The sequence below is a fragment of the Bradyrhizobium sp. ORS 278 genome (assembly GCF_000026145.1).
Classification (GTDB): Bacteria; Pseudomonadota; Alphaproteobacteria; order Rhizobiales; family Xanthobacteraceae; genus Bradyrhizobium.
This window is the reverse complement of record NC_009445.1, coordinates 512,292-538,991: the sequence shown is the minus strand read 5'-3', so window position 1 is coordinate 538,991 and position 26,700 is coordinate 512,292. Positions and strand designations below refer to the sequence as shown.

The 26,700-nt window shown below is 65.4% G+C and carries 21 protein-coding genes; 8 read left to right on the top strand and 13 right to left on the bottom strand.

Annotation, left to right across the window (positions count from 1 at the left end; genetic code table 11):
- Positions 1 to 823 precede the first annotated feature (823 nt).
- Together BRADO_RS02480 and BRADO_RS02475 are read left to right on the top strand one after the other, a co-directional pair.
- Positions 824 to 2,047 carry an ABC transporter substrate-binding protein gene (locus BRADO_RS02480; RefSeq protein WP_041756029.1) on the top strand — a complete coding sequence of 408 codons (1,224 nt, stop codon included), beginning with the start codon at positions 824 to 826 and terminating at the stop codon, positions 2,045 to 2,047.
- A 367-nt stretch (positions 2,048 to 2,414) separates the two neighbouring features.
- Entirely contained in the window at positions 2,415 to 3,665 is a 1,251-nt protein-coding gene (locus BRADO_RS02475) for an ABC transporter substrate-binding protein (RefSeq protein ID WP_011923737.1), read from the top strand.
- Between the two features lie 165 nt (positions 3,666 to 3,830).
- On the opposite strand, the gene BRADO_RS02470 is transcribed toward BRADO_RS02475, so the two are convergent.
- The 4 genes from BRADO_RS02470 to BRADO_RS02455 form a co-directional block, all read right to left on the bottom strand.
- Complete coding sequence (locus BRADO_RS02470; protein ID WP_011923736.1) at positions 3,831 to 4,448, bottom strand: ATP-dependent Clp protease proteolytic subunit; 618 nt, start codon at positions 4,446 to 4,448, stop codon at positions 3,831 to 3,833.
- A gap of 41 nt (positions 4,449 to 4,489) precedes the next feature.
- Complete coding sequence (locus tag BRADO_RS02465) at positions 4,490 to 4,849, bottom strand: SRPBCC domain-containing protein (RefSeq protein ID WP_011923735.1); 360 nt, start codon at positions 4,847 to 4,849, stop codon at positions 4,490 to 4,492.
- Positions 4,846 to 5,178 (bottom strand): helix-turn-helix transcriptional regulator, encoded by a 333-nt coding sequence (locus BRADO_RS02460; protein ID WP_011923734.1) that lies wholly within the window; start codon positions 5,176 to 5,178, stop codon positions 4,846 to 4,848. The genes BRADO_RS02465 and BRADO_RS02460 overlap by 4 nt, the downstream gene beginning before the upstream one ends.
- 331 nt (positions 5,179 to 5,509) lie before the next feature.
- Positions 5,510 to 5,935 carry a DUF1330 domain-containing protein gene (locus BRADO_RS02455; protein ID WP_011923733.1) on the bottom strand — a complete coding sequence of 142 codons (426 nt, stop codon included), beginning with the start codon at positions 5,933 to 5,935 and terminating at the stop codon, positions 5,510 to 5,512.
- Between the two features lie 148 nt (positions 5,936 to 6,083).
- On the opposite strand from BRADO_RS02455, the gene BRADO_RS02450 reads away from it, so the two are divergent.
- The gene (locus BRADO_RS02450; protein WP_041756027.1) at positions 6,084 to 8,312 is read left to right on the top strand and encodes a transglycosylase domain-containing protein; all 2,229 of its coding nucleotides are present in this window, start codon (positions 6,084 to 6,086) and stop codon (positions 8,310 to 8,312) included.
- A 106-nt stretch (positions 8,313 to 8,418) separates the two neighbouring features.
- On the opposite strand, the gene BRADO_RS02445 is transcribed toward BRADO_RS02450, so the two are convergent.
- The 5 genes from BRADO_RS02445 to BRADO_RS02425 form a co-directional block, all read right to left on the bottom strand.
- Entirely contained in the window at positions 8,419 to 11,091 is a 2,673-nt protein-coding gene (locus BRADO_RS02445; protein ID WP_041756026.1) for an EAL domain-containing protein, read from the bottom strand.
- Between the two features lie 319 nt (positions 11,092 to 11,410).
- Entirely contained in the window at positions 11,411 to 12,250 is an 840-nt protein-coding gene (locus BRADO_RS02440; protein ID WP_083794810.1) for a M48 family metallopeptidase, read from the bottom strand.
- Positions 12,251 to 12,458: 208 nt separating this feature from the next.
- On the bottom strand, positions 12,459 to 13,787 hold the full coding sequence (locus tag BRADO_RS02435; protein WP_011923729.1) for a polyhydroxyalkanoate depolymerase: 1,329 nt from the start codon (positions 13,785 to 13,787) through the stop codon (positions 12,459 to 12,461).
- A gap of 124 nt (positions 13,788 to 13,911) precedes the next feature.
- On the bottom strand, positions 13,912 to 14,724 hold the full coding sequence (locus BRADO_RS02430; protein ID WP_011923728.1) for an ABC transporter permease: 813 nt from the start codon (positions 14,722 to 14,724) through the stop codon (positions 13,912 to 13,914).
- Positions 14,721 to 15,512, bottom strand: a complete 792-nt coding sequence (locus tag BRADO_RS02425; protein ID WP_011923727.1) for an ABC transporter ATP-binding protein — start codon at positions 15,510 to 15,512, stop codon at positions 14,721 to 14,723. Before BRADO_RS02425 ends, BRADO_RS02430 begins: the two co-directional genes overlap by 4 nt.
- Positions 15,513 to 15,623: 111 nt before the next feature.
- Here BRADO_RS02425 and BRADO_RS02420 point away from each other — a divergent pair, with 111 nt between their 5' ends.
- Entirely contained in the window at positions 15,624 to 16,973 is a 1,350-nt protein-coding gene (locus BRADO_RS02420) for an ActS/PrrB/RegB family redox-sensitive histidine kinase (protein WP_041757282.1), read from the top strand.
- Between the two features lie 162 nt (positions 16,974 to 17,135).
- Entirely contained in the window at positions 17,136 to 17,690 is a 555-nt protein-coding gene (locus BRADO_RS02415) for an ActR/PrrA/RegA family redox response regulator transcription factor (RefSeq protein WP_011923725.1), read from the top strand.
- A gap of 19 nt (positions 17,691 to 17,709) precedes the next feature.
- On the opposite strand, the gene BRADO_RS02410 is transcribed toward BRADO_RS02415, so the two are convergent.
- Together BRADO_RS02410 and BRADO_RS02405 are read right to left on the bottom strand one after the other, a co-directional pair.
- Positions 17,710 to 18,120: a hypothetical protein gene (locus BRADO_RS02410; protein WP_050780942.1), complete on the bottom strand. Its 411-nt coding sequence runs from the start codon at positions 18,118 to 18,120 to the stop codon at positions 17,710 to 17,712.
- Between the two features lie 243 nt (positions 18,121 to 18,363).
- A complete protein-coding gene (locus BRADO_RS02405) occupies positions 18,364 to 18,846 on the bottom strand; it encodes an MmcB family DNA repair protein (RefSeq protein WP_011923723.1) in 483 nt (160 codons plus the stop codon).
- A 124-nt stretch (positions 18,847 to 18,970) separates the two neighbouring features.
- Here BRADO_RS02405 and BRADO_RS02400 point away from each other — a divergent pair, with 124 nt between their 5' ends.
- Positions 18,971 to 20,680 (top strand): alpha-amylase family protein, encoded by a 1,710-nt coding sequence (locus tag BRADO_RS02400; RefSeq protein ID WP_011923722.1) that lies wholly within the window; start codon positions 18,971 to 18,973, stop codon positions 20,678 to 20,680.
- A gap of 220 nt (positions 20,681 to 20,900) precedes the next feature.
- On the opposite strand, the gene BRADO_RS02395 is transcribed toward BRADO_RS02400, so the two are convergent.
- On the bottom strand, positions 20,901 to 22,499 hold the full coding sequence (locus BRADO_RS02395) for an alpha-amylase family glycosyl hydrolase (protein ID WP_011923721.1): 1,599 nt from the start codon (positions 22,497 to 22,499) through the stop codon (positions 20,901 to 20,903).
- Between the two features lie 145 nt (positions 22,500 to 22,644).
- On the opposite strand from BRADO_RS02395, the gene BRADO_RS02390 reads away from it, so the two are divergent.
- On the top strand, positions 22,645 to 23,313 hold the full coding sequence (locus BRADO_RS02390) for an MBL fold metallo-hydrolase (protein WP_011923720.1): 669 nt from the start codon (positions 22,645 to 22,647) through the stop codon (positions 23,311 to 23,313).
- A gap of 158 nt (positions 23,314 to 23,471) precedes the next feature.
- Here BRADO_RS02390 and BRADO_RS02385 read toward each other — a convergent pair whose 3' ends face one another.
- Positions 23,472 to 24,932, bottom strand: a complete 1,461-nt coding sequence (locus BRADO_RS02385) for a PHB depolymerase family esterase (protein WP_041757280.1) — start codon at positions 24,930 to 24,932, stop codon at positions 23,472 to 23,474.
- Between the two features lie 492 nt (positions 24,933 to 25,424).
- Here BRADO_RS02385 and BRADO_RS02380 point away from each other — a divergent pair, with 492 nt between their 5' ends.
- Positions 25,425 to 26,663 (top strand): LLM class flavin-dependent oxidoreductase, encoded by a 1,239-nt coding sequence (locus tag BRADO_RS02380; RefSeq protein ID WP_011923718.1) that lies wholly within the window; start codon positions 25,425 to 25,427, stop codon positions 26,661 to 26,663.
- The last annotated feature ends 37 nt before the right edge of the window (positions 26,664 to 26,700 follow it).

The following is a 26,700-nucleotide window of genomic DNA, read 5'->3' as shown; positions in this document are numbered from 1 at the left end:
CCCGGGCAAGCATGACGGCGCAACGCGCCGGCTTGCGCCGACCCGGGACCCATAATCCCGGGCAGCATTCGAGGCAGGAACGCCACTCCGAGTCATCGCCACACACCCGCCTGTGGCTATGGATCCCGGCTCGGCGCCCCGTCGTCGCTGCGCGACGCCAGGGCTTGGCCGGGATGACACCGAGTGTGAGGCAGCGGCTCCGGCTACAAAGTCGGTGTCGTCCCGGGCAAGCATGACGGCGCAACGCGCCGGCTTGCGCCGACCCGGGACCCATAATCCCGGGCGAGGTTTGAGGCAGGAACGCCACTCCGAGCCGTCGCCACACACCTGTCTGTGGCTATGGATCCCGGCTCGGCGCCCTGACGTGCTGCGCGACGCCAGGGCTTGGCCGGGATGACACTGAATGTGAGGCGGCGGCGGCGATCCAAATTCGCTGTCGTCCCGGACAAGCCGTGACGCGCATCAGCGCGTCACGGCGCCGATCCGGGACCCATAATCCCGGGCGACGTTTGAGGCGGGAACGCCACTCCGAGTCATCGCCACACACCCGCCTGTGGGTATGGATCCCGGCTCGGCGCCCTGCCGTCGCTACGCGACGCCAGGGCTTGGCCGGGACGACACCGGTTGTGAGGACGCGGCTGGGCTCGCAACAGGGCGAGCTTGCCATCATCGAACTCACGCTGTGAGCCGCGCGGTCGGGAACCGCCGCACCCGCCTATTCCCTCGTCTTGCGTCCGCCCAGCCCTTCCTCCACACTCCCACCCAGCGATGGCGCCCTCGGGGCAGACCAGCCGCACAAAACATCAGGAGGAACGCTCACCCCATGCGACAGGGAATTTTCCGTCTTGCCGGCGCGGCCGCGTTGGCCGCCACCCTCTCCGTCACGTCAGCCCAGGCCCAGAAGAAATACGATCCCGGCGCGTCCGACACCGAGATCAAGATCGGCCAGACCGTGCCGTTCTCGGGTCCCGCCTCGGCCTATGCCTCGATCGGCAAGACCCAGGCCGCCTATTTCAACATGATCAACGAGCAGGGCGGCATCAACGGCCGCAAGATCAAGCTGATCCAGTATGACGACGCCTACTCGCCGCCCAAGGCCGTGGAACAGGTGCGCAAGCTGGTCGAGGACGACGAGGTGCTGCTGACGTTCCAGATCATCGGCACGCCGTCCAACGCCGCGGTCCAGAAATACCTCAACGCCAAGAAGGTGCCGCAGCTGTTCGCGGCGACCGGCGCCACCAAGTTCACCGATCCAAAGAACTTTCCCTGGACCATGGGGTACAATCCCAACTACTTCACCGAGGGGCGTATCTACGGCCAGTACATTCTGAAGGAGCACCCCAACGCCAAGATCGGCGTGCTCTATCAGAACGACGATCTCGGCAAGGACTATCTCAACGGCATCAAGGCCGATCTCGGCGACAAGGGCTCGATGATCGTCGCCGAAGCGTCCTACGAAGTCTCCGACCCGACGATCGACTCGCAGCTGCTCAAGATCAAGTCGGCCGGCGCCGACCTGCTATTCTCGGCCGCGACGCCGAAGCAGGCCGCGCAGGCGATCAAGAAGCTGCACGAGCTCGACTGGCACCCCGTGCACATCGTCGACATCAATGCGACGTCCGTCGGTGCAGTACTGCAGCCCGCCGGGCTGGACGCATCGAAGGGCGTGATCTCGGTCAACTACGGCAAGGACCCGCTCGATCCGCAGTGGAAGGACGATCCGGGCATGAAGCGCTATTTCGAGTTCATGGCCAAGTACTATCCGGACGGCGACAAGAACTCGAACTTCAACACCTACGGCTACGGCAATGCCGAGCTGCTCGTAACCATCTTGAAGATGTGCGGCGACAATCTCACCCGCGAGAACGTCATGAAGCAGGCGGCGTCGCTGAAGGACGTCGTCGGCGACCTGTCGCTGCCGGGCATGAAGATCAACACCTCGCCGACCGACTACCGCGTCAACAAGCAGCTGCAGATGATGAAGTTCAACGGCGAACGCTGGGAACTGTTCGGCCCGATCCTGGAGGACAAGGGCCCGGCGGGTTAGTTCGGCTGACGGTCTCGGCGCCTGCCCTCGACTTTCGACCCCCCATGGTGAGGAGCGCCGCGCCCATCAGCTCGCTATTGCGAAAACAACAAGCCCGCGGCGCGTCTCGAACCATGAGGCCCGAACTGGGCCTCGCCCTTCGAGACGCCCGCCTGAGGCGGGCGCCTCAGGGTGAGGAGTGGAAGCTGTCTACTGGTACGGGGCTGCGCGATCGCGCAGCCCTTTTGCATTGCGGCACCGATTGCGCCCGTTCGTCGCTCCAACAAGCGTTGCCTTGTCGACTTGCTTCCTCCACACTCGCGTGCAGCGATGGCGACAAAAGAACCAAGAAGAACCATCGACAGACATCACCGAAGGGAGGACTTGCATGAGAACGTCACTGTTCGGTCTCGTCGGCTTCAAGGCGTGGGCAATCGCGCTCGCTGCGTCGCTGACCGTCGCGCTGCCTGCAACATCCGCCTACGCCCAGAAGAAATACGACACCGGCGCCACCGATACCGAGATCAAGATCGGTCAGACCGTGCCGTTCTCGGGCCCGGCTTCCGCCTATGCCGGCATCGGCAAAACGCAAGCTGCGTATTTGCGCATGATCAACGAGAAGGGCGGCATCAATGGCCGCAAGCTCAATCTGATCCAGTATGACGATGCCTACTCGCCGCCCAAGGCGGTGGAGCAGGTGCGCAAGCTGGTCGAAGGCGACGAGGTGCTGTTCACCTTCCAGATCATCGGCACGCCCTCGAACGCCGCCGTGCAGAAATATCTCAACGCCAAGAAGGTGCCGCAGCTCTTGGCCTCGACCGGCGCCTCGCGCTTCACCGATCCGCAGAATTTCCCGTGGACCATCGCCTACAATCCGAACTACCAGTCGGAGGGGCGGATCTACGCCAAATACATCCTCGCCAACCACCCCAACGCCAAGATCGGCATCCTCTACCAGAACGATGATCTCGGTCGCGACTACATCGCCGGCCTGCGCAGCGGCCTCGGCGCAAAAGCCGATTCGATGATCGTCTCGGAGGCGTCCTACGAGCTGTCCGACCCGACCGTGGACTCGCAGATCGTCAAGCTGAAATCCTCCGGCGCCGACCTGCTCTACAACGCCTCGACGCCGAAATTCGCGGCGCAGGCGATCAAGAAGCTCGCCGATCTCGGCTGGAAACCGGTGCATATCCTCGACATCAATGCGAGCCCGGTGTCGGCGACCCTGAAACCGGCCGGCCTCGACATCTCCAAGGACATCATCAGCACCAATTACGGCAAGGACCCGGCCGATCCGCAGTGGAAGGACGATCCGGGCGTGAAGGCCTATTTCGAATTCATGGACAAGTATTACCCTGAAGGAGACAAGCTCAACACCGTCAACACCTACGGCTACTCGACCGCGGAACTGCTGGTGCAGATCCTGCGCCAATGCGGCGACGATTTGACGCGGGAAAACGTGATGCGGCAAGCGGCCAACATCAAGGGCTTCGTCCCGAGCCTCGCGCTGCCCGGTCTGTCGATCAACACCTCCCCGACCGACTTCCGCATCAACAAGCAGATGCAGATGATGCGCTTCAACGGCGAGCGCTGGGAACTGTTCGGCCCGATCATCGAGGACACGGGGGCGGCGGGGTAGGCCACTCTGCTTCCGCATCCACACTGTCATGCCCCGCGCAGGCGGGGCATCCAGTACGCCGCGGCCTCTCGGGTGATCACAATCGCCGCGGAGTACTGGGTCACTCGCCTTCGCGGGTGACGACACCTGTTGCCTTGGCAATCGCCATCGCCTCGCACGGGCGTATCAGTCGCTGCTGAGACTCTTCAGATCGCGCTGCTTCACGACCCGGTCGATCAGCCCCCAGTCCTGCGCCTCGTCCGCCGTCATGAAGTGATCACGGTCGAGCGTGCGCTCGACATCTTCGTAGCTGCGCCCGCAATGCTCGGCATACAGCCGGATCATGCGGCGCTTGGTCTGCTCCATTTCCCTCGCATGGATCATGATGTCGGACGCCTGCCCCTGGAAGCCGCCGAGCGGCTGATGGACATGAAGGCTGGCATTGGGCAGCGCCGTCCGCTCGCCGGGTTCGCCCGCCATCAGCAGGAACGATCCCATCGACCGCGCCGTTCCCATGCACAGTGTGTGCACTGGCGCCTTGACGAACTGCATCGTGTCGTACATCGCGAGCCCGCTGGTGACCACACCGCCGGGCGAGTTGATGTAGAGGTGTATCGGCCGCTTCGGGTTTTCCGCCTCGAGGAACAGCAGTTGCGCGCAGACCAAAGCGGACACGGTGTCGTTGACCTCGCCGTTGAGGAACACGATGCGCTCGCGCAGCAGCCGCGAATAGATGTCGAAGGACCGCTCGCCGCGGCTGGACTGCTCGATGACCATGGGGACGAGTTGCATCGTGTCGCGCATGCGCGAGCTCCCGTTCAGTGAGTTGGCGATGTGGTGAGTCGTCAGGCCACGCGCATCAGACGGCGCGCATTGCTGTTGGCCGCCTGCGGCGCCCGCCGGAGCAGCATCGTCGCGGGAAGCCCGTGGATGATCCGGAGCCGCGTGCCGCCGTCGTCCTTGGGCACGACCTGGAACGTCACGATGCTTTCGAGGTAAGGCGGCGCGTCGTCGCGCATGCGGTAGCGGACCTCTTCGCCCGGGGTCGAGGAGATCGGCGCGGCGTCGGCGAGGTCGCCTGGAGGCAGCCAGTTGTCGCGCAGCGCCGGGATGCTCAGGGCGCGCCAGACCTTGTCTGGCGACGCATCGAGGTCGTAGTCGAGCACCAGTTCGTCGCCCTGCTGATCCGCCATTTGATCGGTCATTGGTCCATGTCCTTCAGCAGGGTTTTCAACGCATCGACGCGCGACGGCCAGTAGGCTCGGTACTTCGCCAGCCAGCGCGCGATCCGCGCCAGGCCGTCGGGATCGACCTCATAGTTGACGAAGCGGCCCTGCCGCTCTTCGCGCACCAGCCCGGCATCGCGCAGCACCGCGAGGTGTTGCGACATCGCCGGCTGACTGATCGTCAGCCCCTCGCGCAGCGCGCTGGCATTCATGCGACCGGCCGCGAGCTTCTCGAAGATCGCATAGCGCGTCGGATCGGCCAGGGCTTTGAAGATGTCGCTCTCGATCATGACGACACATAAGCACAAACTTATGTGTTGGGCAAGCGCGCATTACGACGGCGGCGCGGGCCGGGAGCTGTCCCCTCGCTGCGTCGGTCTGCCCCGATGCCGCCCCACAATCGGTGTCGTCCCTGCGAACGCAGGGACCCATAACCCCGGGCATCGTTTGGGGCACGACGGTTCAACATGCCGCCTGCCCCAAGATGCATCACGCGGTATGGGTCCGGATCGGCGCCCGCTGACGCGTTGCGTCAGCGGTCTTGTCCGGGACGACACCTTTGATGTTCGCTGGCTTCACGGCCGAGCATTGAGGGCGCGACGCCGTCGCCGAAGGGCTCGTGACCGCGCCATAGGAGCTTCACTCCGGCACCTCGCCAAAGTTCTTCCCCACCGGCAGCACCGCGTGCCTGATCAACCGCGAATCCTCCACTGCCGCCTGTCGATGCTTCACCGCCTCGCGATAGACGGGATCGCGGATCATCTCGACGAAGGCTTGCACGGACGGATATTCCGCGATGAAGCAGTGGTCCCAGCGCTCCTCCTGTGGGCCGATCAGCATCAATTCGAAGCGGCCCTGCCAGACGATCCGGCCGCCGAGGCGTTCGAACACAGGGCCGCTCTCGCGGCCATAGGCGGCATAAGCTTCCGCGCCGCTGACCTTGCGGCCGTCGGGATAGGCGGCTTCCTTGCGCAGCCGCACCAGGTTCAGCATGTGGATCGGACCAGGCCGATCGTTCTCACGGAACTGCGCGAACACCTCCTTGGTGGGGTCGATATGGCCCATGACTCTCCTCGCCTGATCGTTGTTGACCTTGGCTTAACCATAACGCGGCGTTCACACCGCGAAACTCCTAATCGCGCGTTAAGCTTTTCCTAACTGCCCCTTAAACTCCACTCATTACCGTGGTTCGACGGCAGGGCTCGGGTTGCGTATGGCGCGGGGACGGAAACAGGGCGGCGGCGGACGCAAGGAGCCGCGATTCGGCCTTGCGGCGGCGATGGCCGATCTGCGCCTCGATCCCAAGGACCGCATTCCGGCCGGCGAGGACGCGCCGAAGAAATCAACCAACAAGAAGAAGCCGGTCGAGCCGGACGACGAGGACGATGTGCCGGCGCGCGAGCCCAAGGCCAACCAGCCGAAACCCGCGCCAGCGAAATCGAAGCCCGCCCGCGCCAAGCCGCGATGGGGGACGTCGATCGGCCGCATGGCCTATTGGGCTGTCGTCTGCGGCCTGTGGGGCGTGATCGCGCTGGTCGGCGTCGTGATCTGGGCCGGCGCGCATCTGCCGCCGATCCAGTCGCTCGAAATCCCCAAGCGCCCGCCGACGATCGAGATCGTGGGCGTCGATGGCACCATGCTGGCACAGCGCGGCGAGATGGCCGGCGCCAATGTCGCGCTGAAGGATTTGCCGCCCTACCTGCCCAAGGCGTTCATCGCCATCGAGGACCGCCGCTTCTACCAGCATTTCGGCATCGATCCGATCGGCATCGCGCGGGCATTGGTCGCCAACATCCTGCACCGTGGCGTGTCGCAGGGTGGCTCAACGCTGACCCAGCAGCTCGCCAAGAACCTGTTCCTGACGCAGGAGCGCACGCTCGCGCGCAAGCTGCAGGAGGCGGAACTGGCGCTGTGGCTGGAGCGCAAATATTCCAAGCGCGAGATCCTGGAGCTCTATCTGAACCGCGTCTATTTCGGTTCCGGCGCCTATGGCGTCGAGGCGGCGGCGCAGCGTTATTTCGGCAAGTCGGCGCGGCAGGTGACGGTGGCCGAGGCTGCGATGCTCGCCGGCCTCGTCAAGTCGCCGTCGCGGCTGGCGCCCAATCGGAATCCGGAAGGCGCGGCCAAGCGCGCGCAGACCGTGCTCGCGGCGATGGCCGACGCCAAGTTCATCACCGAGGCACAGGCACAGGCACAGATCGCGCATCCCTCCGTCGCGGTGAAGCCTGCCGGCGCCGGCACCGTCAACTACGTCGCCGACTGGATCGGCGAGGTGCTCGACGATCTCGTCGGCCAGGTCGAGGACTCGATTGTCGTGGAGACCACGATCGATCCGAAGCTGCAGAGCGTGGCCGAAGCCGCTGTCATCGACGAGCTCGCGGCCAAGAGCGTGAAATTCAATGTCAGCCAGGGCGCGCTGGTGGCGATGACGCCGGATGGTGCCGTGCGCGCCATGGTCGGCGGCCGCAACTATGCCGACAGCCAGTTCAATCGCGCGGTCACCGCCAGGCGTCAGCCCGGCTCGGCATTCAAGCCGTTCGTCTATCTCACCGCGATCGAGCAGGGCCTGACGCCCGATACGGTGCGCCAGGACGCGCCGCTGGATCTGAAGGGCTGGCGGCCGGAGAACTACACCAAGGAGTATTTCGGGCCGGTGACGCTGACCCAGGCGCTGGCGATGTCGCTGAACACGGTCGCGGTCCGCATCGGCCTCGAGGTCGGGCCGAAGAACGTCGTGCGCACCGCGCACCGTCTCGGCATCGCCTCCAAGCTCGATCCCAACCCGTCGATCGCGCTCGGCACCTCCGAGGTGTCGATGATCGAGCTGGTCGGCGCCTATGCACCATTTTCCAATGGCGGCCTCGCCATATCGCCGCATGTGGTGACGCGGATCAAGACGCTCGACGGCAAGCTGCTCTACATGCGTCAGACCGAGCAGCCGGCGCAGGTGATCGATCCGCGCAGCGTCGCGATGATGAACCAGATGATGCAGGAGACGCTGATCTCCGGCACCGCCAAGAAGGCGGAGATCCCCGGCTGGGTTGCCGCCGGCAAGACCGGCACCAGCCAGGATTTCCGCGACGCCTGGTTCATCGGCTACACCTCTCACCTGGTCACCGGCGTCTGGCTCGGCAATGACGACAATTCGCCGACCAAGAAGGCCACCGGCGGCGGCCTGCCGGTCGAGGTGTGGACCCGCTTCATGCGCGCGGCGCATCAGGGCGTGCCGGTCGCGGCGCTGCCGAATGCGCAAGGAGCAGGGCTCGTGCCGACGCTGGCGCAGATCGCCTCGCAGATCACGGCGCCGACGGCCCCTGCTCCCACTGCCGCCTACTCCGCGCGAACGGCGGCGCCGGGCCCGAGCCGCGGCAACGCGCGGCCCGATCCGGCGGCCGGACTCGACGGCTGGCTGGTGGATCGATTGTTCGGCGGCCAGCGCTGAGCCGGATCGGCGACGCGTTCGCATCCACCACCCCCGTCAGTCCGGGTTCAATCGCCAACGCGCTGACGCGCGTCGCGCGTCCTTGGGGAAAACGAGGCCCCGCCGGTCAGCCCGCCGCCGCAGCCGGCCGCGTCGTCGTCCCGGCGGCAGCCGGACCCGCCGCCTGCGCCAGCGCCCGCCCGACCTGACGCAGCATCAGGCTCGCCCGATGCGCGCTGTAGTCCAGCAGCCAGCGGCTGAACGCGCTCGCGGCCATCGGGCGCGCGAACAGGAAGCCCTGCATCGCGTCGCAGCCGAGCTCGGCGAGCAGCTTGCGCTGTCCCTCGGTCTCGACACCCTCGGCCACCACCTTCACATCGAGGCTCTGGCCGACCCGGACCACCGCGGTCACGATCGCCCGCGTGCCCTGGCCGTTTTCGAAATCGCGCATGAAGCTGCGATCGATCTTGAGCTCGTGGATCGGCAGCTGCGCCAGCCGGCTGAGGCTGGAATAGCCGGTGCCGAAATCGTCCAGCGACAGGCCGACGCCCATGTTGCGCAGCTCGCTCATGGTCGCGATCACGGTGGCGCGCTCGTTCAGGATCACGCCCTCGGTGATCTCCAGCATCAGCATATTCGCCGGCAGGTCGTTGGCGGCGAGGATCTGGGCCACGACGGCCGCGAGGTTGACGTTCTGGAAGTTGATCGGCGACAGGTTGACCGACATGCAGGGAATATCGAGACCCGCGCGGCGCCACGACGCCATCTGCTGGCACGCCGTCTTGATCGACCACACGCCGATCTGCTCGATGAGGCCGCATTCCTCCGCCAGCGGGATGAACTTGGCGGGCGAGACCTCGCCGAGCACGGGATCATGCCAGCGCGCCAGCGCCTCGACGCCGTGGATGGCGCCGTTCCGGGTGCAGATCTGCGGCTGGTAATGCAAGGTCAGCGCCTCGCTGGCGATCGCCTCGCGCAGCGCGGTCGAATGCATCAGCCGTTCCTCGGCGAGCTTGTCGATGTCGGCGCTGAAGAAGCGGTAGGTGGCGCGCCCGGCCCGCTTGGCCTTGTACATCGCCCCGTCGGCCTGCTTGATCAGCGTCTCGATATCCGTCGCGTTGTCAGGATAGAGGCTGAGCCCCATGCTGGCGGACATCGGCACCTGGCGCTTGCCGATCGTCAGCGGCATCGCCAGCGCGGCGGTGATCCGCGCGGCCGCCAGCGAGGCCTCGAGCGCACCGCGGTTCTGCAGCACGATCACGAACTCGTCGCCGCCGAGCCGGCCCAGCATGTCGCCGGGACGGATCTGCGCCCGCAGCCGGTTGGCGAAGGCGACCAGGAACTCGTCGCCGGCGGCATGGCCCAGCGTATCGTTGACATCCTTGAAATTGTCGGCGTCGAGGAAGGCGACCGCGAGATGGCTTCCTTCCGGGCAGGCCTTGATCGCCTCGGCGATCATCGACGGGATGCGGGCGCGGTTCGGAAGGCCCGTCAGCATGTCGTGATAGGCGACCTGGGAGATCGTCGAGCGGACCTCCTGGCGCTCGATCGCGAGCGAGCCGAGCTGAACGCAGGCCGCCACGATCTGCTCGTGCCAGGGGCTGGGGCCGCGGCATTCCCGGAAATAGAAGGCGAAGGTGCCGATGACGCGGCCGTCCTTGCCCTTGATCGGGGTCGACCAGCAGGCGCGCAGGCCAGCATCGAGCGGCCCGGCCTTGTAGGGCTGCCAGCGCGGATCATTGTCGATGTCGCGCGCCAGCACCGGCTCGCAGAGATAGGCCGCGGTACCGCAGGAGCCGACATCCGGCCCGATCGCAACGCCATCGAGGCTTTCGGAATAGGCCGTCGGCAGGCTGGGGCCGCCGAGCGGATGAACCTTGCCTTCGGAATCGACGTGCAGCAGCGAGCAGACCACGTCCGGCGCCAGCTGCTCGACCCGGCGGCACAGCTGATCGGCGATCGTGGTGATCGCCACATCCGATGCCAGGGACGACATGATCAGCTGCTGCAGCGAGCGCAGCTGCTTGGTCTCCCTGATGTCGCTGAGCAGGCCGACCAGGTATTTGACCTTGCCTTGGCGGTTCCGGTGCGCCTTGACGTGGGCGGTGGTCCAGATCTCGTGGCCGTCCTTGTCATAGATCAGCAGGTCCTCCTCGACCCCCTGATCATCGATGATGCATTGCTTCAGGCGTTCGACCATCGCAGGATCGGTACAAGGGCCGACCAGCAGCTTTTCCACCTGCTGGCCCTGCGCCTCTTCCGCAGTGAAGCCGAAGATGCTGGTGAAGGCGGCGTTGGTGTAGAGGATCTTCAGCTCGTGATCGGCGACCACGACGCCGCGATTGCTGCGGTCGGCCACCGACGTCATCAGCGCGTTGCGCTCGCGCAGCTGCACCTCGGTGGTGATGTCGCGCAGCAAGAGCAGCGCGCGCACCGGCGTGAGGCCGGCGGGAAGGTCGCAGCGCGTCAGATGAACGCGGCAGCGGGAGCCGTCCCCCTTGCGGATCGTCAGCTCGCAGGCGAGATCGGGCTGAGCGCGCGCGGGCCTGCCGTCGGCTGCGTCATCCTCCGCCGTCTCGTCGGTTGACCTCGCCGGCATGACGTCCGCTGGCAGGCCCAGATCGATGAGATCGGCACCGGCGAGGCTCGCGGGGTCACGCCCCAGCAGCTCGGCGGCGGCCTTGTTGGCGTGATGGACGCGGCCGTGTCCGTCGAGAAAGACAACCGCCTCCGAGGTACGATCGAGCGCGGCCGAGAGCAGGGGCGCAGGCGCGGCCGTTTGAAACTCGCTTGCAAGCATCGTTCGATTCAAAACGCGCGCCGGGCGTTTCGAGCGAAACGGTCAGCGCTGGGGTTGCAGCGAACGACCCGGCTGCTGCTGGGACGTCACCTTGATGGGTTGGGCAAGATCGAATCTGCGAGATCGTCGTTACAGCGGCGTTAAGGCGCGGATGAATCAAGCGATATCCTCCGGTTGCGGTGGAGGAGGCTTAAGATTTCGATAGCTCCGCGCGGCATTTTGGCCGCGCATGGAACCGTGAAACGGCAATGGCCTGCACCGGGTGGTGCAGGCCATCGTCAGTTCAATCGCCGATCGTAAACTTCGCCGCGCGGTCGCGTCAGTCCTCGACGCCGTAGCGGTGCAGGTCGTTGCCGCAAGTGTCGAGCCACTTCTTGGCGCGCTCGACCGAGCCGCAGATCTTGCCGCACACCTTCCAGAACCGCGGCGAGTGGTTCATCTCGATGAGATGCGCCACCTCATGCGCGGCGAGATAGTCGAGCACGAAGGGCGGCGCGAGGATCAGGCGCCACGAGAACGACAGCGAGCCGGCCGAGGTGCAGGAGCCCCAGCGGCTCGACTGATCGCGGATCGACAGCCGTTTCACCTTGACGCCGAGCTGGTCGGCATAGGCATCGGCCGCCTTCTGCAGGTCACGGCGCGCCTCGCGCTTGAGGAAGTCGAGCACGCGGCGCTCGGTGTGCTCGATGCCGCCGGCCACGCACAGGATCTTCTCGCCGCTGTCGCGCGTCTCGGTCCACACCGTGCCGCGCTCGCCGGCGCGGTGCACGATCTTGTGCGGCACGCCGCGCAACGGCACCAAGGTGCCGGGCAGGAACGGCGCGGCCTTCGGCAGACGGCCGAGACGGGCTGCAATCCACGCGCCATGACGCTGCGCGAAGTCTTTGGCCTCGATGATGGTGCCGCGCGGCGGCATCGTGAGGATCGCCTCGCGATCCGACGGATGAATTCTCAGGGTATAACGTCGCGCACGACGGTGACGTCGCAATCTGATCGAGTAGATTTGCGAGCCATGCTTGACGAGAAGACGCGAGGGTTCGGCGGGCCGCCGATAGAGTAGCGCGCGAGTGGCCATTTCTGTCAGTCCGGGGGGTAAGAACTCGCCCGGATTTTGCCATATCCGCCGCCAGGGAAAGCGCTCGGCGCAAAAACAAATCATTTGCCCAACATACAGGGGCTCGGCGGGTTCCGCACCCCAGAGTTTGGGCCTCCGCACCCTCTGAAGGACTGGATTCAGATTCAGAAGCGTCGCTCAAGAAGCGACGCCACATTCACTGCTTGAGCCGCCCCAAAATTCAGGTTTTCGAAGCCTCTTCAAAGAGTTAACGCGCAGTCGGATTCGACTGCGCGAAACCTCGCCCTCGACGCTATTCAGCAGCAATCGCGAGCAGCGACTTCGGATCGGCCGCCGACAGCATGAAGTCGTTGATGCGTGGCACGATCTCCGACTTGAATCGCGAGCCGTTGAACACGCCGTAATGTCCGACACCGGGCTGTACGTAGTGAACCCGGCGATGATCCGGGATCGACGAGCACAGACCATGCGTCGCTTCGGTCTGACCAAGACCGGAGATGTCGTCCTTCTCGCCTTCGACCGTCATCAGCGCCACACGCGTGACCTTCGACGGATCGACCAGCACCCCGCGATGGGTCATCTCGCCCTTCGGCAGCGCGTGGCGGATGAACACCGTCTCCACTGTCTGCAAATAATATTCCGCAGCCAGGTCCATCACGGCGAGATACTCGTCGTAGAAGTCGCGATGCTTGTCTACTTGGTCGCCGTCGCCCTTCACCAGGTTGGCGAACAGCGCCTTGTGGGCGTCGACGTGCCGGTCCAGGTTCATGCTGATGAACCCGTTCAGCTGCAGGAAGCCCGGATAGACGTCGCGCATCACGCCGGGATGCGGGAACGGCACCTTGGTGATGACGTGGTTGCGGAACCAGTCGATGCCGCGCTCCTGGGCGAGATTGTTCACGCCGGTCGGATTGCGACGCGTGTCGATCGGCCCACCCATCAGCGTCATCGAGATCGGTGCGAATGGATCGCGCTCGGCCTCCATGACGGACACCGCGGCCAGCACCGGCACCGCCGGCTGGCACACCGCCATGACGTGCATGTTGGTGCCGAGGAAGCGCAGCATCTCGATGACGTAATCGATGTAGTCGTCGAGATCGAAGCGACCTTCGGCCAGCGGCACCATGCGCGCGTCCGACCAGTCGGTGATGTAGACCTCATGCGTCGGCAGGAACGCCTCGACCGTGCCACGCAGCAGGGTGGCATAATGGCCGGACATCGGCGCCACGATCAGCAGCCGCGGCTGCGGTGCGCGGAGCGGACGGGTCAGCTTGCGGTCGAAATAGAGCAGGCGGCAGAACGGCTTTTCCCAGATCGAGCGGACCTCGACCGCGGTTCTGATGCCGTTCACCTCGGTCTCGTCGAGTCCCCATTCGGGCTTGCCGTAGCGGCGCGTGGTGCGCTCGAACAGCTCGCAGGCCGCTGCGATCGACTTGCCCATCTCGGTGTGCGCCCAGGGATTGAGCGGGTTCTGAAACAGGATCTTGGTGGCATCGGTGACAGCGCGCGCCGGATTGAGCGAGGCATGCGCCATTTCGTACATCCAGTACATCGGCGTCGTCAGGACCGGACTGCCTTCCGACGCCAGGGGCGGTGCACCGCCAAACTCACCTATCGGCATTCTCGTTCAACCCTCTCTGCAACGCAGCATACTGCCGAATGCGTAATTAAGCGTCAATGCGCTGGGTTGCGAGTTGGTGCCTGAAAGCAGTGAAATGAGCCCGAAAATCCACGGGAAAACGCAATTATTCTCCCGAGGAGAGCAGCGAGCCCGCACGGCGGGCGCTGCGTAACAGGGCAATGAATGCCGCAAACGACGCCAGCAGCAGGGCGGCATTGAGCCCCAGCGCCGTCAGCATCAGATCGGAGCGGAAGACGTGGTCGGTCAGAAGCGCGCGCATGCCCTCGAACACATAGGTCGGCGGCAACGACCAGGCGACCAGCTGCAGCCAGTGCGGCAGCACCTGCACCGGATAGTACACGCAGGCGAGCGGCATCAGCGCGAACATCAGGGTCCACACGATGCTCTCGGCACCGAGCCCGTTGCGCAGCACCAGGCCAGACACGAAGATGCCGACCGCCCATGAGGTGAAGATCAGGTTGCAGAAGAAGGCAATCAGCGGCAGGCCAAGGCTGTAGAAGTTGAAGTCGAAGAACCACACCGCGATCAGGGTCATCGGGATGATGCCGATGGCCAGGCGGACCAGGCTCATGGTCATCAGCGCCAGCAGGAATTCGACCGGCGTCAGCGGGCTCATCATCAGGTTGCCGATGTTGCGCGCCCACATCTCCTCCAGGAACGAGATCGAGAAGCCGAGCTGGCCGCGGAACAGGATGTCCCACAGGATCACGGCGCCGATCAGCGTGCCGCCGGCGCGGGCGAAGAACCCGGCATTGCTGGCGATGTAGGTCTGCAGGAAGCCCCAGGTAATGATCTGAAGGGTCGGCCAGTACATCAGCTCCAGCAGCCGCGGCCAGGACGACAGCAAGAGATACCAGTAGCGCAGGACCATTGCGCCGATGCGGTGCGGGGCGATGCGCAGCGAGAGATCGTTCATTGTGCCGCCTCCCGGTCGCGACCGCGGGCGACGTCGAGGAACACCTCCTCCAGCGTGGAGCGGTTGTAGCGCGCCATGATGGCGGCCGGGCTGTCGTCGTCCGCGATCCGACCGCGCTTCATGATGATCACGCGGTCGCACAGACGCTCGACCTCGAGCATGTTGTGCGAGGCGAGCAGGATGGTGGCGCCGCGGCGCTTGCGGTAGCGCTCAAGATGGCCGCGGACCCAGTCCGCGGTATCGGGATCGAGCGAGGCCGTCGGCTCGTCGAGCAGCAAGAGCTCCGGATCGTTGATCAGCGCTTTCGCCAGGGCCACGCGCGTCTTCTGTCCGGCCGACAGCTTGCCGCTGGCGCGATCGATGAAGTCGGTCAGGTCGAGCTGCGCGGCGAGCTCGGCAATGCGCTCCTTCAGATGAGCCACCGCGTAGAGCCGGCCGAAGATGGTGAGGTTCTGCCGCACCGTGAGCCGCATCGGCATGTCCACATAAGGGCTCTCGAAATTCATTCGCCCGAGCACGGCGGCAGCCTCCCCTGGCATCTTGTGGCCGAGCACCTCGACGGTGCCGGAGGTCGGCTGCACCAGCCCCATGATCATCGCGATCGTCGTGGTCTTGCCGGCGCCGTTGCCGCCGAGCAGCCCGGTGATGCTGCCGCGGCGGATCGAAAAGGAGATGCCGTCGACGGCCGTCGCCGTCTTGTAGATCTTGGTCAGGCGCGACACCGCGATCGCAGGCGAGCCCGGACTGAAAGCCGACGATGGTGTCGGCGCTGCGTCATCTTGCGTCATGTCCCGGGTTCATTGAGGCATTGTGCCGCAAACCGCAACAGGCCACCAACGGCCGGGCCGATTTGTCGCCGCGCCCGCGCGGGTTTAAAGTTCCCGACCATGACCGAAGCCATGACCGATGCCCTGATCATCGATACGCCCGACACGGATTATCGCCATCCGCGCCAGCGCGTCCGGCTCGACACCATCCTGCGGCTGCGCTGGCTGGCGGCGCTCGGTCAATTGAGCGCGATCTTCATCGTCGTGCAGGGATTGGAGTTCGATCTCCCGGTCGTGCCATGCCTGGCCGTCATCAGCGTGTCGGCGCTGCTTAATCTCGGCCTGCAGATCGCCTTCAACCCGATGCAGCTGTTGGAGCCGGCGCATGCCGGCGGGCTGCTCGCGCTCAACATCATCGAGCTGACGGTGCTGCTCTATCTCACCGGCGGCCTCGAGAACCCGTTCTCCTACATGTTCCTGGCGCCGGTGCTGATCGCCGCCACCGCCCTGCCCGTGCGGCTGACGATCATGCTGGGATTGCTGGCCGTGGCCTGTGCGACCGCGCTGTTCTTCATGCACCTGCCGCTGCCCTGGGAGGGCGAGGAGCCGCTGATCTTTCCGCCGATCTATCTGTTCGGCGTCTGGCTTTCGATCGCGCTGGCGATCGGCGTCACCAGCCTCTACGCCTTCCAGGTCACCGAGGAGGCGCGCAAGCTGTCGAACGCGCTGGCCGCCACCGAGCTGGTGCTGGCGCGCGAGCAGCATCTCACCCAGCTCGACGGCCTCGCGGCGGCGGCCGCGCACGAGCTCGGCACGCCGCTCGCCACCATCGTGCTGATCTCGCGTGAATTGGAGCGCGCGCTGCAGGACAACAGCCACGTGACGTCCGACATCAAGACACTGCGCGAGCAGGCGCAGCGCTGCCGCGACATTCTCGGCAAGATCACCCAGCTGTCATCGGTGGGGTCGATGTACGACCGGATGAAGCTGTCGACCTTGATCGAGGAGACGGTGGCGCCGCATCGCGACTTCGGCGTCGAGATCAAGGTGCGCGTCGCCGTGGCCGCCACCAAGGAGCCGGTCGGCTCGCGCAATCCGGCCATCCTTTATGGTGTCGGCAACATCCTGGAGAACGCGGTCGACTTCGCGCGCAATGCCGTCGAGGTGAATGCCTGGTGGAACAACGACACGGTCGAACTGGTGATCTCCGACGACGGCCCCGGCTTCGCGCCCGACATTCTCAAGCGCATCGGCGAGCCCTATCTGTCGCGCCGCCGGAGCGGCGAGGATGGCCAGGGCGGTAACCAGGGCGGCGGCCTCGGACTCGGCGTGTTCATTGCCCGCACCTTGCTGGAGCGAACCGGCGCCAAGGTCTCGTTTACCAACCGCACCTTCCCCGATCATGGCGCCGTGGTCCAGATCGTCTGGCCGCGCCGGCGTTTCGAGGCCGTCGAGGATGGCGAGGACGACCAGCCGGAATGATCATGCCGCGCGCCACTGGTATACAGAGACGGACGGCACCGGCGCGGCGTCACGCCGCAGACTGCGGCATCCCGTGATCTTGGCAGCGAGCCATGCAGGCGCCATATGACACCCATGACAGATCGTCTCGCAACATCGAGCCTTCTTGCTAAGGATATGACCGTGGGCGCCATCGCCGAACTGACGAACCACCCGGACCGCTCTCTGCTGATCGTCGAGGACGACAAGCCGTTCCTGGAGCGGCTGTCACGGGCGATGGAGACTCGCGGCTTCACCGTCACCTCCTGCGAGAGCGTCGCGGAAGGCATCTCGCAGATCGGAAAATCGGCGCCGGCCTTTGCCGTGGTCGACCTGCGTCTCGGCGACGGCAACGGCCTCGACGTCGTGTCCGCGCTGAAGCGCAAGCGGCCCGAGGCGCGCGCCATCGTGCTGACCGGCTACGGCAACATCGCCACGGCGGTCACCGCGGTGAAGATGGGCGCCGTCGACTACCTCGCGAAGCCGGCCGATGCCGACGACGTCGTCGCGGCGCTGCTGTCGACCACCAGCGAGAAGTCGGAGCTGCCAGCAAACCCGATGTCGGCCGACCGCGTCCGCTGGGAACACATCCAGCGCATCTACGAGATGTGCAACCGCAACGTCTCCGAGACCGCGCGCCGCCTCAACATGCACCGCCGCACCCTGCAGCGCATCCTGGCGAAGCGCGCGCCGAAGTAGCCGGTCCGAGCGCCCTCGCTCAATGTGTTTTCACGAACGCCTGCAGCGCATGAAACACCGTGCGCCGCGGGTTGCGGCTGCACCAGTTGCGCATCCAGCTGTCCATCTCGGTCAGGTCGAGCTTGATCTGCATGCCCTCGTCGCCACGCGCCGCGTTCACGGCCGAGACGTATCCCATCATCCATTGCTGATATTTGGAGATGGCGTTGACGTAGGGCCCGTCGGGATTGCCGATCGCCTTGTAGGTGCCGGGCGGCTGCTCCTCGGCGGCGACGATGAACTTCTCGCAGGAGTCGGCGCCGACGCCGATGACGTAGAACGCCATCTCCTCCGCGCGGGCTTGGCCCACCAAGACGTGGCTCCCCGACGAGTGGCTCCCCAAGAGTTGGCTCGCGCCGAGCAGTATCAATGCCAAGACCACTCGTCGCATCTCGCGTCCCTGCCTGCACCCCTGGGCTGAAATACCGTTCAAGCCTTAAAATGTTGCGACATGGTGCGCCTTATGCGGGGCAATTGTCGGGCGGAGACAGGGACATCGACCTGGATTCGCGAACGGAGTCGCTAGACGGTCACAGTTGGACCCGGTCACACGACGAAGTGATCAGCGGCTCTCGTCGAGCCGGTACCCGGAGGCCGCCCTGCCCTCGGCAGGGACGGTCATTCCAGGGCTACGTCAGACTTCGGCGTGGCCTTGGGGGTCGATCAGGCGGTTCATCCGCTGGGCGGCGGCGAGCGCGAAGCGCACCGTCATCAGCTTGCGGGTCGGTGCCGGCAATTTGTGCTCCGGCGCCTCGCAATGCAGGTGGGCGCCGTAGGCATCGGCCACGATGAGGCCGGTGCTCTTCGGAAACAGCTCGCACGGCAGGTCCTGGGTAAAGGCGAAGAACAGCCGGTCGCAATGAGCGCGATACGCCTCCCATTTGTGGTCGGCGCGCAGGTCCTCGACCGAAGACTTGATCTCCACGATCCAGATCGCGCCGCGCGCGTTGAGCGCCACGAGATCCGCCCGCCGTCCCGACGGCAACGGCAGCTCGCTCACCGTAGCGAAGCCGAGCGAGCGCAGCAGTCGCGAGGTGCCGCGCGCGATGGCCAGCGCCGTCTCCGACTGGCGGCGATCGGCGGGGACCAGGCTGATCCTGGCGGCGGATGATTCCATCCTTTGAGCATAGCCGATTTCGCGCCTCGCCCAAGCGCGCTGATCCCCGCGGAAACGGAACCCGACGGGAGACTTCGGCTTATCAACCGGCCGCCCACAGGGGCGTCGCAACGGGGCGCCGTCGATGATCGATGATCTCTGGTACAAGAACGCCGTGTTCTACTGCCTGTCGGTCGGCACCTACATGGATGCCGACGGCGACGGCATCGGCGATTTCAAGGGGCTGACGCGCCGGCTCGATTATCTGCACGGCCTCGGCATCACCGCGATCTGGCTGATGCCGTTCCAGCCTTCGCCGCAGCGTGACGACGGCTATGACGTCGCCGACTATTACGGCGTCGACCCGCGCTACGGCACGCTCGGCGATTTCGTGCAGTTCACCCATGGCTGCAAGCAGCGCGGCATCCGCGTGATCATCGACCTCGTCGTCAACCACACCTCCGACCAGCATCCGTGGTTCATCGATGCCCGCAGCGCGAAGCACTCGCGCTACCGCGACTGGTATGTCTGGTCCGACAGGAAGCCGGCCAATGCCGACAAGGGCATGGTGTTTCCCGGCGTGCAGAAGACGACCTGGACGCGCGACAAGCAGGCCGGCGCCTACTACTTCCACCGCTTCTATGATTTCCAGCCCGATCTCAACACCTCGAACCCGGAGGTGCAGGCCGAGATCCTCAAGATCATGGGCTTCTGGATCCAGCTCGGCGTCTCCGGCTTCCGCATGGATGCGGTGCCGTTCGTGATCGCGGCCAAGGGCGCCGATGTGAAGAAGCCGGTCGAGCAGTACGAGATGCTGCGGACGTTCCGGGAATTCCTGCAATGGCGGCAGGGCGAGGCGATCATCCTCGCCGAGGCGAACGTGCTGCCGGACACCGACATGGAGTATTTCGGCGACGACGGCGACCGCATGCACATGATGTTCAACTTCCACGTCAACCAGCATCTGTTCTATGCACTCGCCGCCTCCGACGTCAGGCCGCTCGCCAAGGCCTTGCAGGCGACCAAGCCGCGGCCGGCCGCGGCGCAATGGGGCCTGTTCCTGCGCAATCACGACGAGCTCGATCTCGGCCGCTTGAGCAAGCCCCAGCGCGACGCGGTGTTCGCCGCGTTCGGGCCGGACAAGAGCATGCAGCTGTACGATCGCGGCATCCGCCGGCGGCTCGCGCCGATGCTCGGCGGCGACCGCCGCCGGATCGAGCTGGCCTACAGCCTGATGTTCACGTTGCCCGGCACCCCGGTGATCCGCTACGGCGACGAGCTTGCGATGGGCGACGACCTCAAGCTGCCCGAGCGCAATTGCGCGCGCACCCCGATGCAATGGTCGACCGAGCCGCATGGCGGGTTCACCAAGAGCGAGACGGCCGTGTCGCCCGTCATCGACCACGGTCCCTACGGCTACGAGCACGTCAACGCCGCTAAGCAGCGGCGCGATCCCGATTCCATGCTGAACTGGACCGAGCGCATCATCCGAATGCGCAAGGAGGTGCCGGAGGTCGGCTGGGGCGATTTCCAGGTGATCGCGACGAAGGACCCGGCCGTCCTGATCATGCGCTACGACTGGCGCAACAATTCGGTGCTGTTCGTGCACAATCTCGATGAGAAGCCGCGCGAGATCTCGTTCGATGCGGGGCTGCCGGATGACACCGGCAAGCTGCTGATCAATCTCCTGTCCGAGGATCACAGCCACGCCGACGACCGCGGCCGCCACACGCTCGTTCTCGAGCCCTACGGCTACCGCTGGTACCGCGTCGGCGGCCTCGACTATCTGCTGCGGCGGAGCGACATCGAGACGGAGAGCCCGGGAAAGCGCGCGAGAAAGGGGCGAAAGCGGTGAGGCCCTGCATTGTCCATGGGACTATGAGTTGGCCACAGCGCCTCCTCAATTTCGGTGTCGTCCCGGGCTCGACCCGGGACCCATAACCACGGGCCGTCGTTTGGCGACGACTCGGAGTTGCCAGCCTGCCTCAAGCGGCTCCCTGTGGTTATGGGTCCCGGGTCAAGCCCGGGACGACACTGAATGTGGAGTGCCGCCGCCGCGCAACAATGACCGGCAACTACGCCCTCCGCCCGATCACGACACCCTCATTGCCGCGCAGGTCCAGCGTGCCGTCGATCCGCTCGCCGTCGCGGTCGAGCCAGGTGGACAGCAGGAGGTCGCCGTCGAGGCCGTTGCCTTCGGTCGCGATCGACACCGGCTCGTCGGCGAGATTGAGCGCAACCGTGAGCACCTCGCCGTCACCCTCGCGGCGGTACAGCAGCAGATCGCCCTGCGCCGCGACGGGACGGTAGTTGCCGGTGACGAGCACGCGGTGCTGCTTCCGCAAGCGGATGAGCGCGCGGTAGAGGTTGAGGATCGAGCGGCGGTCGGCGCTGAGATTGACAACGTTCTCGCGGGTGTAATCCTCGGCGACCGGCAGCCACGGCGTGGCGTGGCTGAAGCCTGCCCCCGGCAGCGCGCTCCATTGCATCGGGGTGCGGCAGCCGTCGCGGCCGACGCCGATGCCGGGCACGTTCCTCTCGAAGGGATCGCGCACCTGCTCCGGGCTGATCGTCACCTGATGCATGCCGATCTCGTCGCCGTAATACAGCGTCGGCGTGCCGCGCAGGGTGAGCAGCAGCATCGCCGCCACCCGCGCCTGGTCTTCGCCGACACGGCTCGCCACGCGCGGCCGGTCATGATTGCCGAGCACCCAGTTCGGCCAGGCGCCGGCCGGCAGCGCAGCCTCGTAATCGGCGATGATGGTCTCGATCTCGCGCGCGTGCCAGGGCGCCGACAGCAGCGCGAAATTGAACGGCAGGTGCGCGCCGCCGAGGTCCTTGCCGTAATAGGTCATCAGCCGCTCGAGCGGCAGGTAGATCTCGCCGATCAGCACGCGGTCCTCGAACTCGTCGATGACCGCGCGCATCTCGGCCACGACCTCGTGCACCTCCGGCTGGTCGGCGGAGTAGCGCGAGATGATCTGCTCGTGCGGCGGCCGTCCACCGTGATAATCGGGATTGGCCGGATTGTCGCGAAACGCGGCGTCCTTGATCAGGTGCCAGATCACATCGACGCGAAAACCGTCGACACCCTTGCGCAGCCAGAACCGCATCACGTTGTAGATCGCCGCGCGCACCGCCGGATTGCGCCAGTTCAGATCCGGCTGCTGCGCCAGGAAGGCGTGATAATAGTACTGGCCCGTCCTCGAATCGAACTGCCACGCGCTGCCGCCGAATTCCGACAGCCAGTTGTTCGGCGGTCCACCATCGGCCGCCGGATCGCGCCAGATGTACCAGTCGCGGTGCGGATCGTCGCGCGACTGCCGCGCCTGCAGAAACCACGGATGCTGATCGGAGGTGTGGTTCGGCACGAGATCGAGGATCAGCTTCAGCCCGCCGTCATGCGCGGCCTTCACCAGCGCGTCGAAATCCTCCATCGTGCCGAACACGGGATCGATGCCGGTATAGTCGGCGATGTCGTAGCCGAAATCGGCCATCGGCGAGGTGAAGATCGGCGACAGCCAGATCGCGTCGACCCCGAGCGTCATCAGATAAGGCAGGCGATGGATGATGCCGGTGAGATCGCCGACCCCGTCGCCATCGCTGTCCTGGAACGAGCGCGGATAGATCTGGTAGAAAATCCCCTCGCGCCACCAGGCGCCCTGCTCCGCCATCTCAAACCGCTTTCTGCTCGCAACCGTGCGGCCTAACGCCGGAACAGCCGGCAGGTTCACAAGCCCGGCCGTGCTCTTGGCATGAGGCCGCTACGAACGGACGTTTTTCGCTTGGCGCATTGCGAAAAATCGGCATGCTGGCGCCATGAGCGAACAGAACCAGATCAAGGCGAAGGCCGGCGCAATGATCGTGCCCGTCACGCCATTCGAGCAGAACTGCACCATCCTGTGGTGCGAGGCCACGAAGAAGGCGATCGTGATCGATCCTGGCGGCGACGTGCCGAACATCCAGGCGGCGATCGCGCAGGCCAACGTCACGGTGGAGAAGATCTGGCTGACCCATGGCCACATCGATCACGTCGGCGGCGCCGCGGATCTACGCGATGCACTGAAGGTGCCGATCGAGGGCCCTCACATCGCCGACAAGTACCTGCTCGACAACGTCGTCGAGAGTGGCAAGCGTTTCGGCATCACGGGCGTGCGCGACGTCACGCCGGACCGCTGGCTGGAGGAGGGCGACACCGTCCAGATCGGCGAGCTCGTCTTCGACATCCTGCATTGCCCCGGTCATTCGCCGGGCAGCGTCGTGTTCTTCAACAAGCAGATGCGCTTCGCCCATGTCGGCGACGTCCTGTTCAACGGCTCGGTCGGCCGCACCGATCTGCCCGGCGGCAGCCATGAGACATTGATCAGCTCGATCAAGGACAAGCTGCTGCCGCTCGGCGACGACATCGGCTTCATCTGCGGCCACGGCGCCGGCTCGAGCTTCGGCCAGGAGCGGATGACGAACCCGTTCTTGACAGGGATGGCTTAGTTGACGTCCGTCATTCCGGGGCAGCCCGCAGGGCTGAACCCGGAATCTCGAGATTCCCAGATGCGCAATCGCGCATCCGATGTCTGGTCCTTCGGACCATCCCGGAATGACGGCTTTGACGATCAACCGATGTCCCTCAGATGTTCCGCGTCTAAAGCCTATTTCAGCCCCGCTGCTTTCAGCGCGCGGTCGATCACGGCGGCGACGTCGATCACGCGTCGGGCCTTTGGAGTAGGCGGCAGCTCGGCGGGACTCGGCGGCGCCTTCACCGCGATGACCGGCGGCGGATCGGCCGGCGTCATGTCGACAGCTTTGGCCACCGGCGGTCTGGCAACGGGCGGCTTCACCTCGGCCGGCGCGTCGGCAGGTGTTGCGCTGAGCGCCTTGATCTCGCCGGGCTCTGCGGTGGAAGCATCTACCTTGCGCTTCGGCGGCCTCGCCGCGCGGTTCGACTTCGCGCGTGCCGGCTTGGCTGTTTTCACTGGCTCGGGCGAAGCCTTGGCCTCCACCGGCTCGGCGGCATCCTCGGGCCGCCGCAGCATCTTGGTCAGCGTCGGCAGCACCGAGATCGGCGACACCTCGGGAATCAGCCTGGTGCTCGGCGAGGTCACCGCCGGCTTGGGCTGCCGGATCCAGTCGGTAACGCCGAAGAATTTCGCGATCAGATAGGACGAGGAGATGCCGGCCTCGAGCAGGAACGGCCCGGCCTTGCCGTAGCGCTTGTCGTTGGCGGCGACGCCGATCGGCGTGCCATGCGCCATGTTGGTGATGGTAAAGGATTCCACCACCGTGACGCCGTCGGAGTTCCACCACTGCTCATGCGGATAGCCGTTGACCTCGTTCGCGGCCATCGGCGCCAGCGGCAGATGATGCAGATCGAGCCATTGCTTGACGATCTCGCCGGCATTGTCCGGATGCACGGTGTAGTCGGCGGTGCCGTGCCACACCGACAGTTTCGGCCATTTGCCGCGATGGTGGGAGGCGCGGCGCACGAGATCGCCGAGCTCGCCGGCGGGACGCGCCGGCGGCATCCGCATCTGCAGGATCGCATCGCGCATGTTGCGCGCCGTGCCGAACGGCAGCCCGGCGATGACCGCGCCAGCCGCGAACAGGTCCGGATGCGCCGACAGCATCGCCATCGTCATCGCGCCGCCCGCCGACAGGCCGGTGACGAAGATGCGGTTGGAATCGATGGCGCAGTCGGCCACCATGCGCGCGATCATCTCGCGGATCGAGGCGACCTCGCCCTGACCGCGCGTGATGTCCTCGGACTGAAACCAGTTGAAGCAGCGCTGCGGATTGTTGATGCGCTGCTGCTCCGGCATCAGCAGCGCGAAGCCGAAATGTTTTGCGAGCGTCGACCAGCCGGCGCCGAGATCATACTCCGCGGCGCCCTGCCCGCAGCCATGCAGCACGACGACGAGCGGCAGCAGCGGCTGGCGCTGCGCCGGCACATAGGCGAACATTTTCAGCCGGCCGGGATTGCTGCCGAACTCTTCGACCTCGACCAGCGGGCACTCAGGTGCGGGTCGCAGCTGACGATGGAAGTCGCCGAACCCGGTGATGCCGTTCAGCTCCCGCAGCCGCCGCAAATATTCAACATTTTCAGCGAGGGACAAATGCGGCTCCTTGGCGGTCTCGTCTTTCGGCAATCTCGTCTTTCGGCGGTCAGGTCTTCACGTCAGCGCGGATCAACTCCACCATCACCCAGATGGTTGCTGCAGCGCAAAAGAAAAAGCCCGCATGAACGCGGACGTCAGCAATTTGATTGCGAATTTCGGTCTCGCTGCGATCAAAATGCCACGCGAACGCGGCGCTTCACGCAGTCGTCACCGAAACGCGAACCCGACCTTGCGAGAATCGCGGCTAGGATGAGGGCGGTCAACCGCGCAACTGCTTCGAAGCGATGGCAGCGAGACGAAGGCCGTCAACACCCCGCCTGCGCGAATCGCGCGATCTCACGCGAGAGTGTGCGCAGCGGTGAGCGATCAGTAAACAACAAATGGCAGGCATGCACTGCTCGCGAATGACAGCAAGATGATTGCCTGCGCACGGCGCGCCAATTAGCCTCAACACCAAGCAACGATGATATTCCATTCGGGAGAAAACAGATGGCGCGGCTCAAGTTCGGCGCATTCCTCGCTCCGCATCATCCGATCGGCGAGCATCCGATGCTGCAATTCCGTCGCGACCTCGATCTGGTCTCGCAGCTCGACGAGCTCGGCTATGACGAGTTCTGGTGCGGCGAGCATCATTCGAGCGGCTGGGAGATGATCGCCTCGCCCGAGATGTTCCTCGCCGCCGCCGGCGAGCGCACCAAGCGCATCCGGCTCGGCACCGGCGTCATCTCGCTGCCGTACCATCATCCCTTCAACGTCGCGCAGCGCATGGTGCAGCTCGACCACATGACCGGCGGCCGCGCCATCTTCGGCTCCGGCCCCGGCGCGCTCGCCTCGGATGCGCACACACTCGGCATCGACCCGATGACGCAGCGCGACCGCCAGGACGAGGCGATCGCCATCATCCGCCGGCTGTTCAACGGCGAGCGCGTCACCGCCAAGAGCGACTGGTTCACGATGAACGACGCCGCGCTGCAGATCCTGCCGCTGCAGGAGGACATGCCGTTCGTCGTGGCGTCGCAGATCTCACCGTCGGGCATGACGCTCGCCGGCAAATACGGCATCGGCATCATCTCGCTCGGCTCGATGTCGACGCAGGGCTTGATGGCGCTGCCTCAGCAATGGGAGTTCGCCGAGGACGCCGCGAAGAAGCACGGCACCACGGTGAGCCGCGCCAATTGGCGCGTGCTATTGTCCTGGCACATCGCCGAGACGCGCGAGCAGGCGCGGCGCGAGGCCGGTGCCGGGCTGATGCGCTGGCACAACGAGTACAATGTCGGCACCTTGATGCGGCCGGGCCTCAAGACCTTCGCCTCGCCCGACGAAGCCGTCGACAAGACCGCCTTCGTCGAAGGCGCGGCTTCGACGATCGGCACGCCTGACGATCTCGTCAAGACGATCAAGAATCTGATGCAGGTGTCCGGCGGCGTCGGCGCCATCATCGGCTTCGTGCACGACTGGGCCAATCCGGAGAATACGCGGCGCAGCTGGGACATGGTCGCGCGCTACGTCGTGCCGGAGATCAACGGCTATATCGACGGCCTGCGCCGCTCGCAGAAATTCGTCATCGAGAACCGCGCCATCTTCGAGCGCGCGGGGCAGGCGGTGATGGCCAAGATCATGGACAACGACAAGGCGGCTGCGGCGCTGTCGCAGACGGGCCCGGGACGGATCGCGATCCCCGCGGTCAATGCGCCGGACCTGCAGGAGGCGGCGAAGCGCCGACGATGAACGAATAACGTAGGGCGGATCAGCGCAGCGTAATCCG

Bases quoted from the DNA above. Each gene is read 5' to 3' on its own strand.
- BRADO_RS02480 (WP_041756029.1), top strand. From the start codon at position 824: ATGCGACAGGGAATTTTCCGTCTTGCCGGCGCGGCCGCGTTGGCCGCC.
- BRADO_RS02475 (WP_011923737.1), top strand. From the start codon at position 2,415: ATGAGAACGTCACTGTTCGGTCTCGTCGGCTTCAAGGCGTGGGCAATC.
- BRADO_RS02470 (WP_011923736.1), bottom strand. From the start codon at position 4,448: ATGCGCGACACGATGCAACTCGTCCCCATGGTCATCGAGCAGTCCAGC.
- BRADO_RS02465 (WP_011923735.1), bottom strand. From the start codon at position 4,849: ATGACCGATCAAATGGCGGATCAGCAGGGCGACGAACTGGTGCTCGAC.
- BRADO_RS02455 (WP_011923733.1), bottom strand. From the start codon at position 5,935: ATGGGCCATATCGACCCCACCAAGGAGGTGTTCGCGCAGTTCCGTGAG.
- BRADO_RS02450 (WP_041756027.1), top strand. From the start codon at position 6,084: ATGGCGCGGGGACGGAAACAGGGCGGCGGCGGACGCAAGGAGCCGCGA.
- BRADO_RS02445 (WP_041756026.1), bottom strand. From the start codon at position 11,091: ATGCTTGCAAGCGAGTTTCAAACGGCCGCGCCTGCGCCCCTGCTCTCG.
- BRADO_RS02440 (WP_083794810.1), bottom strand. From the start codon at position 12,250: ATGATTTGTTTTTGCGCCGAGCGCTTTCCCTGGCGGCGGATATGGCAA.
- BRADO_RS02435 (WP_011923729.1), bottom strand. From the start codon at position 13,787: ATGCCGATAGGTGAGTTTGGCGGTGCACCGCCCCTGGCGTCGGAAGGC.
- BRADO_RS02430 (WP_011923728.1), bottom strand. From the start codon at position 14,724: ATGAACGATCTCTCGCTGCGCATCGCCCCGCACCGCATCGGCGCAATG.
- BRADO_RS02425 (WP_011923727.1), bottom strand. From the start codon at position 15,512: ATGACGCAAGATGACGCAGCGCCGACACCATCGTCGGCTTTCAGTCCG.
- BRADO_RS02420 (WP_041757282.1), top strand. From the start codon at position 15,624: ATGACCGATGCCCTGATCATCGATACGCCCGACACGGATTATCGCCAT.
- BRADO_RS02410 (WP_050780942.1), bottom strand. From the start codon at position 18,120: ATGCGACGAGTGGTCTTGGCATTGATACTGCTCGGCGCGAGCCAACTC.
- BRADO_RS02405 (WP_011923723.1), bottom strand. From the start codon at position 18,846: ATGGAATCATCCGCCGCCAGGATCAGCCTGGTCCCCGCCGATCGCCGC.
- BRADO_RS02400 (WP_011923722.1), top strand. From the start codon at position 18,971: ATGATCGATGATCTCTGGTACAAGAACGCCGTGTTCTACTGCCTGTCG.
- BRADO_RS02395 (WP_011923721.1), bottom strand. From the start codon at position 22,499: ATGGCGGAGCAGGGCGCCTGGTGGCGCGAGGGGATTTTCTACCAGATC.
- BRADO_RS02390 (WP_011923720.1), top strand. From the start codon at position 22,645: ATGAGCGAACAGAACCAGATCAAGGCGAAGGCCGGCGCAATGATCGTG.
- BRADO_RS02380 (WP_011923718.1), top strand. From the start codon at position 25,425: ATGGCGCGGCTCAAGTTCGGCGCATTCCTCGCTCCGCATCATCCGATC.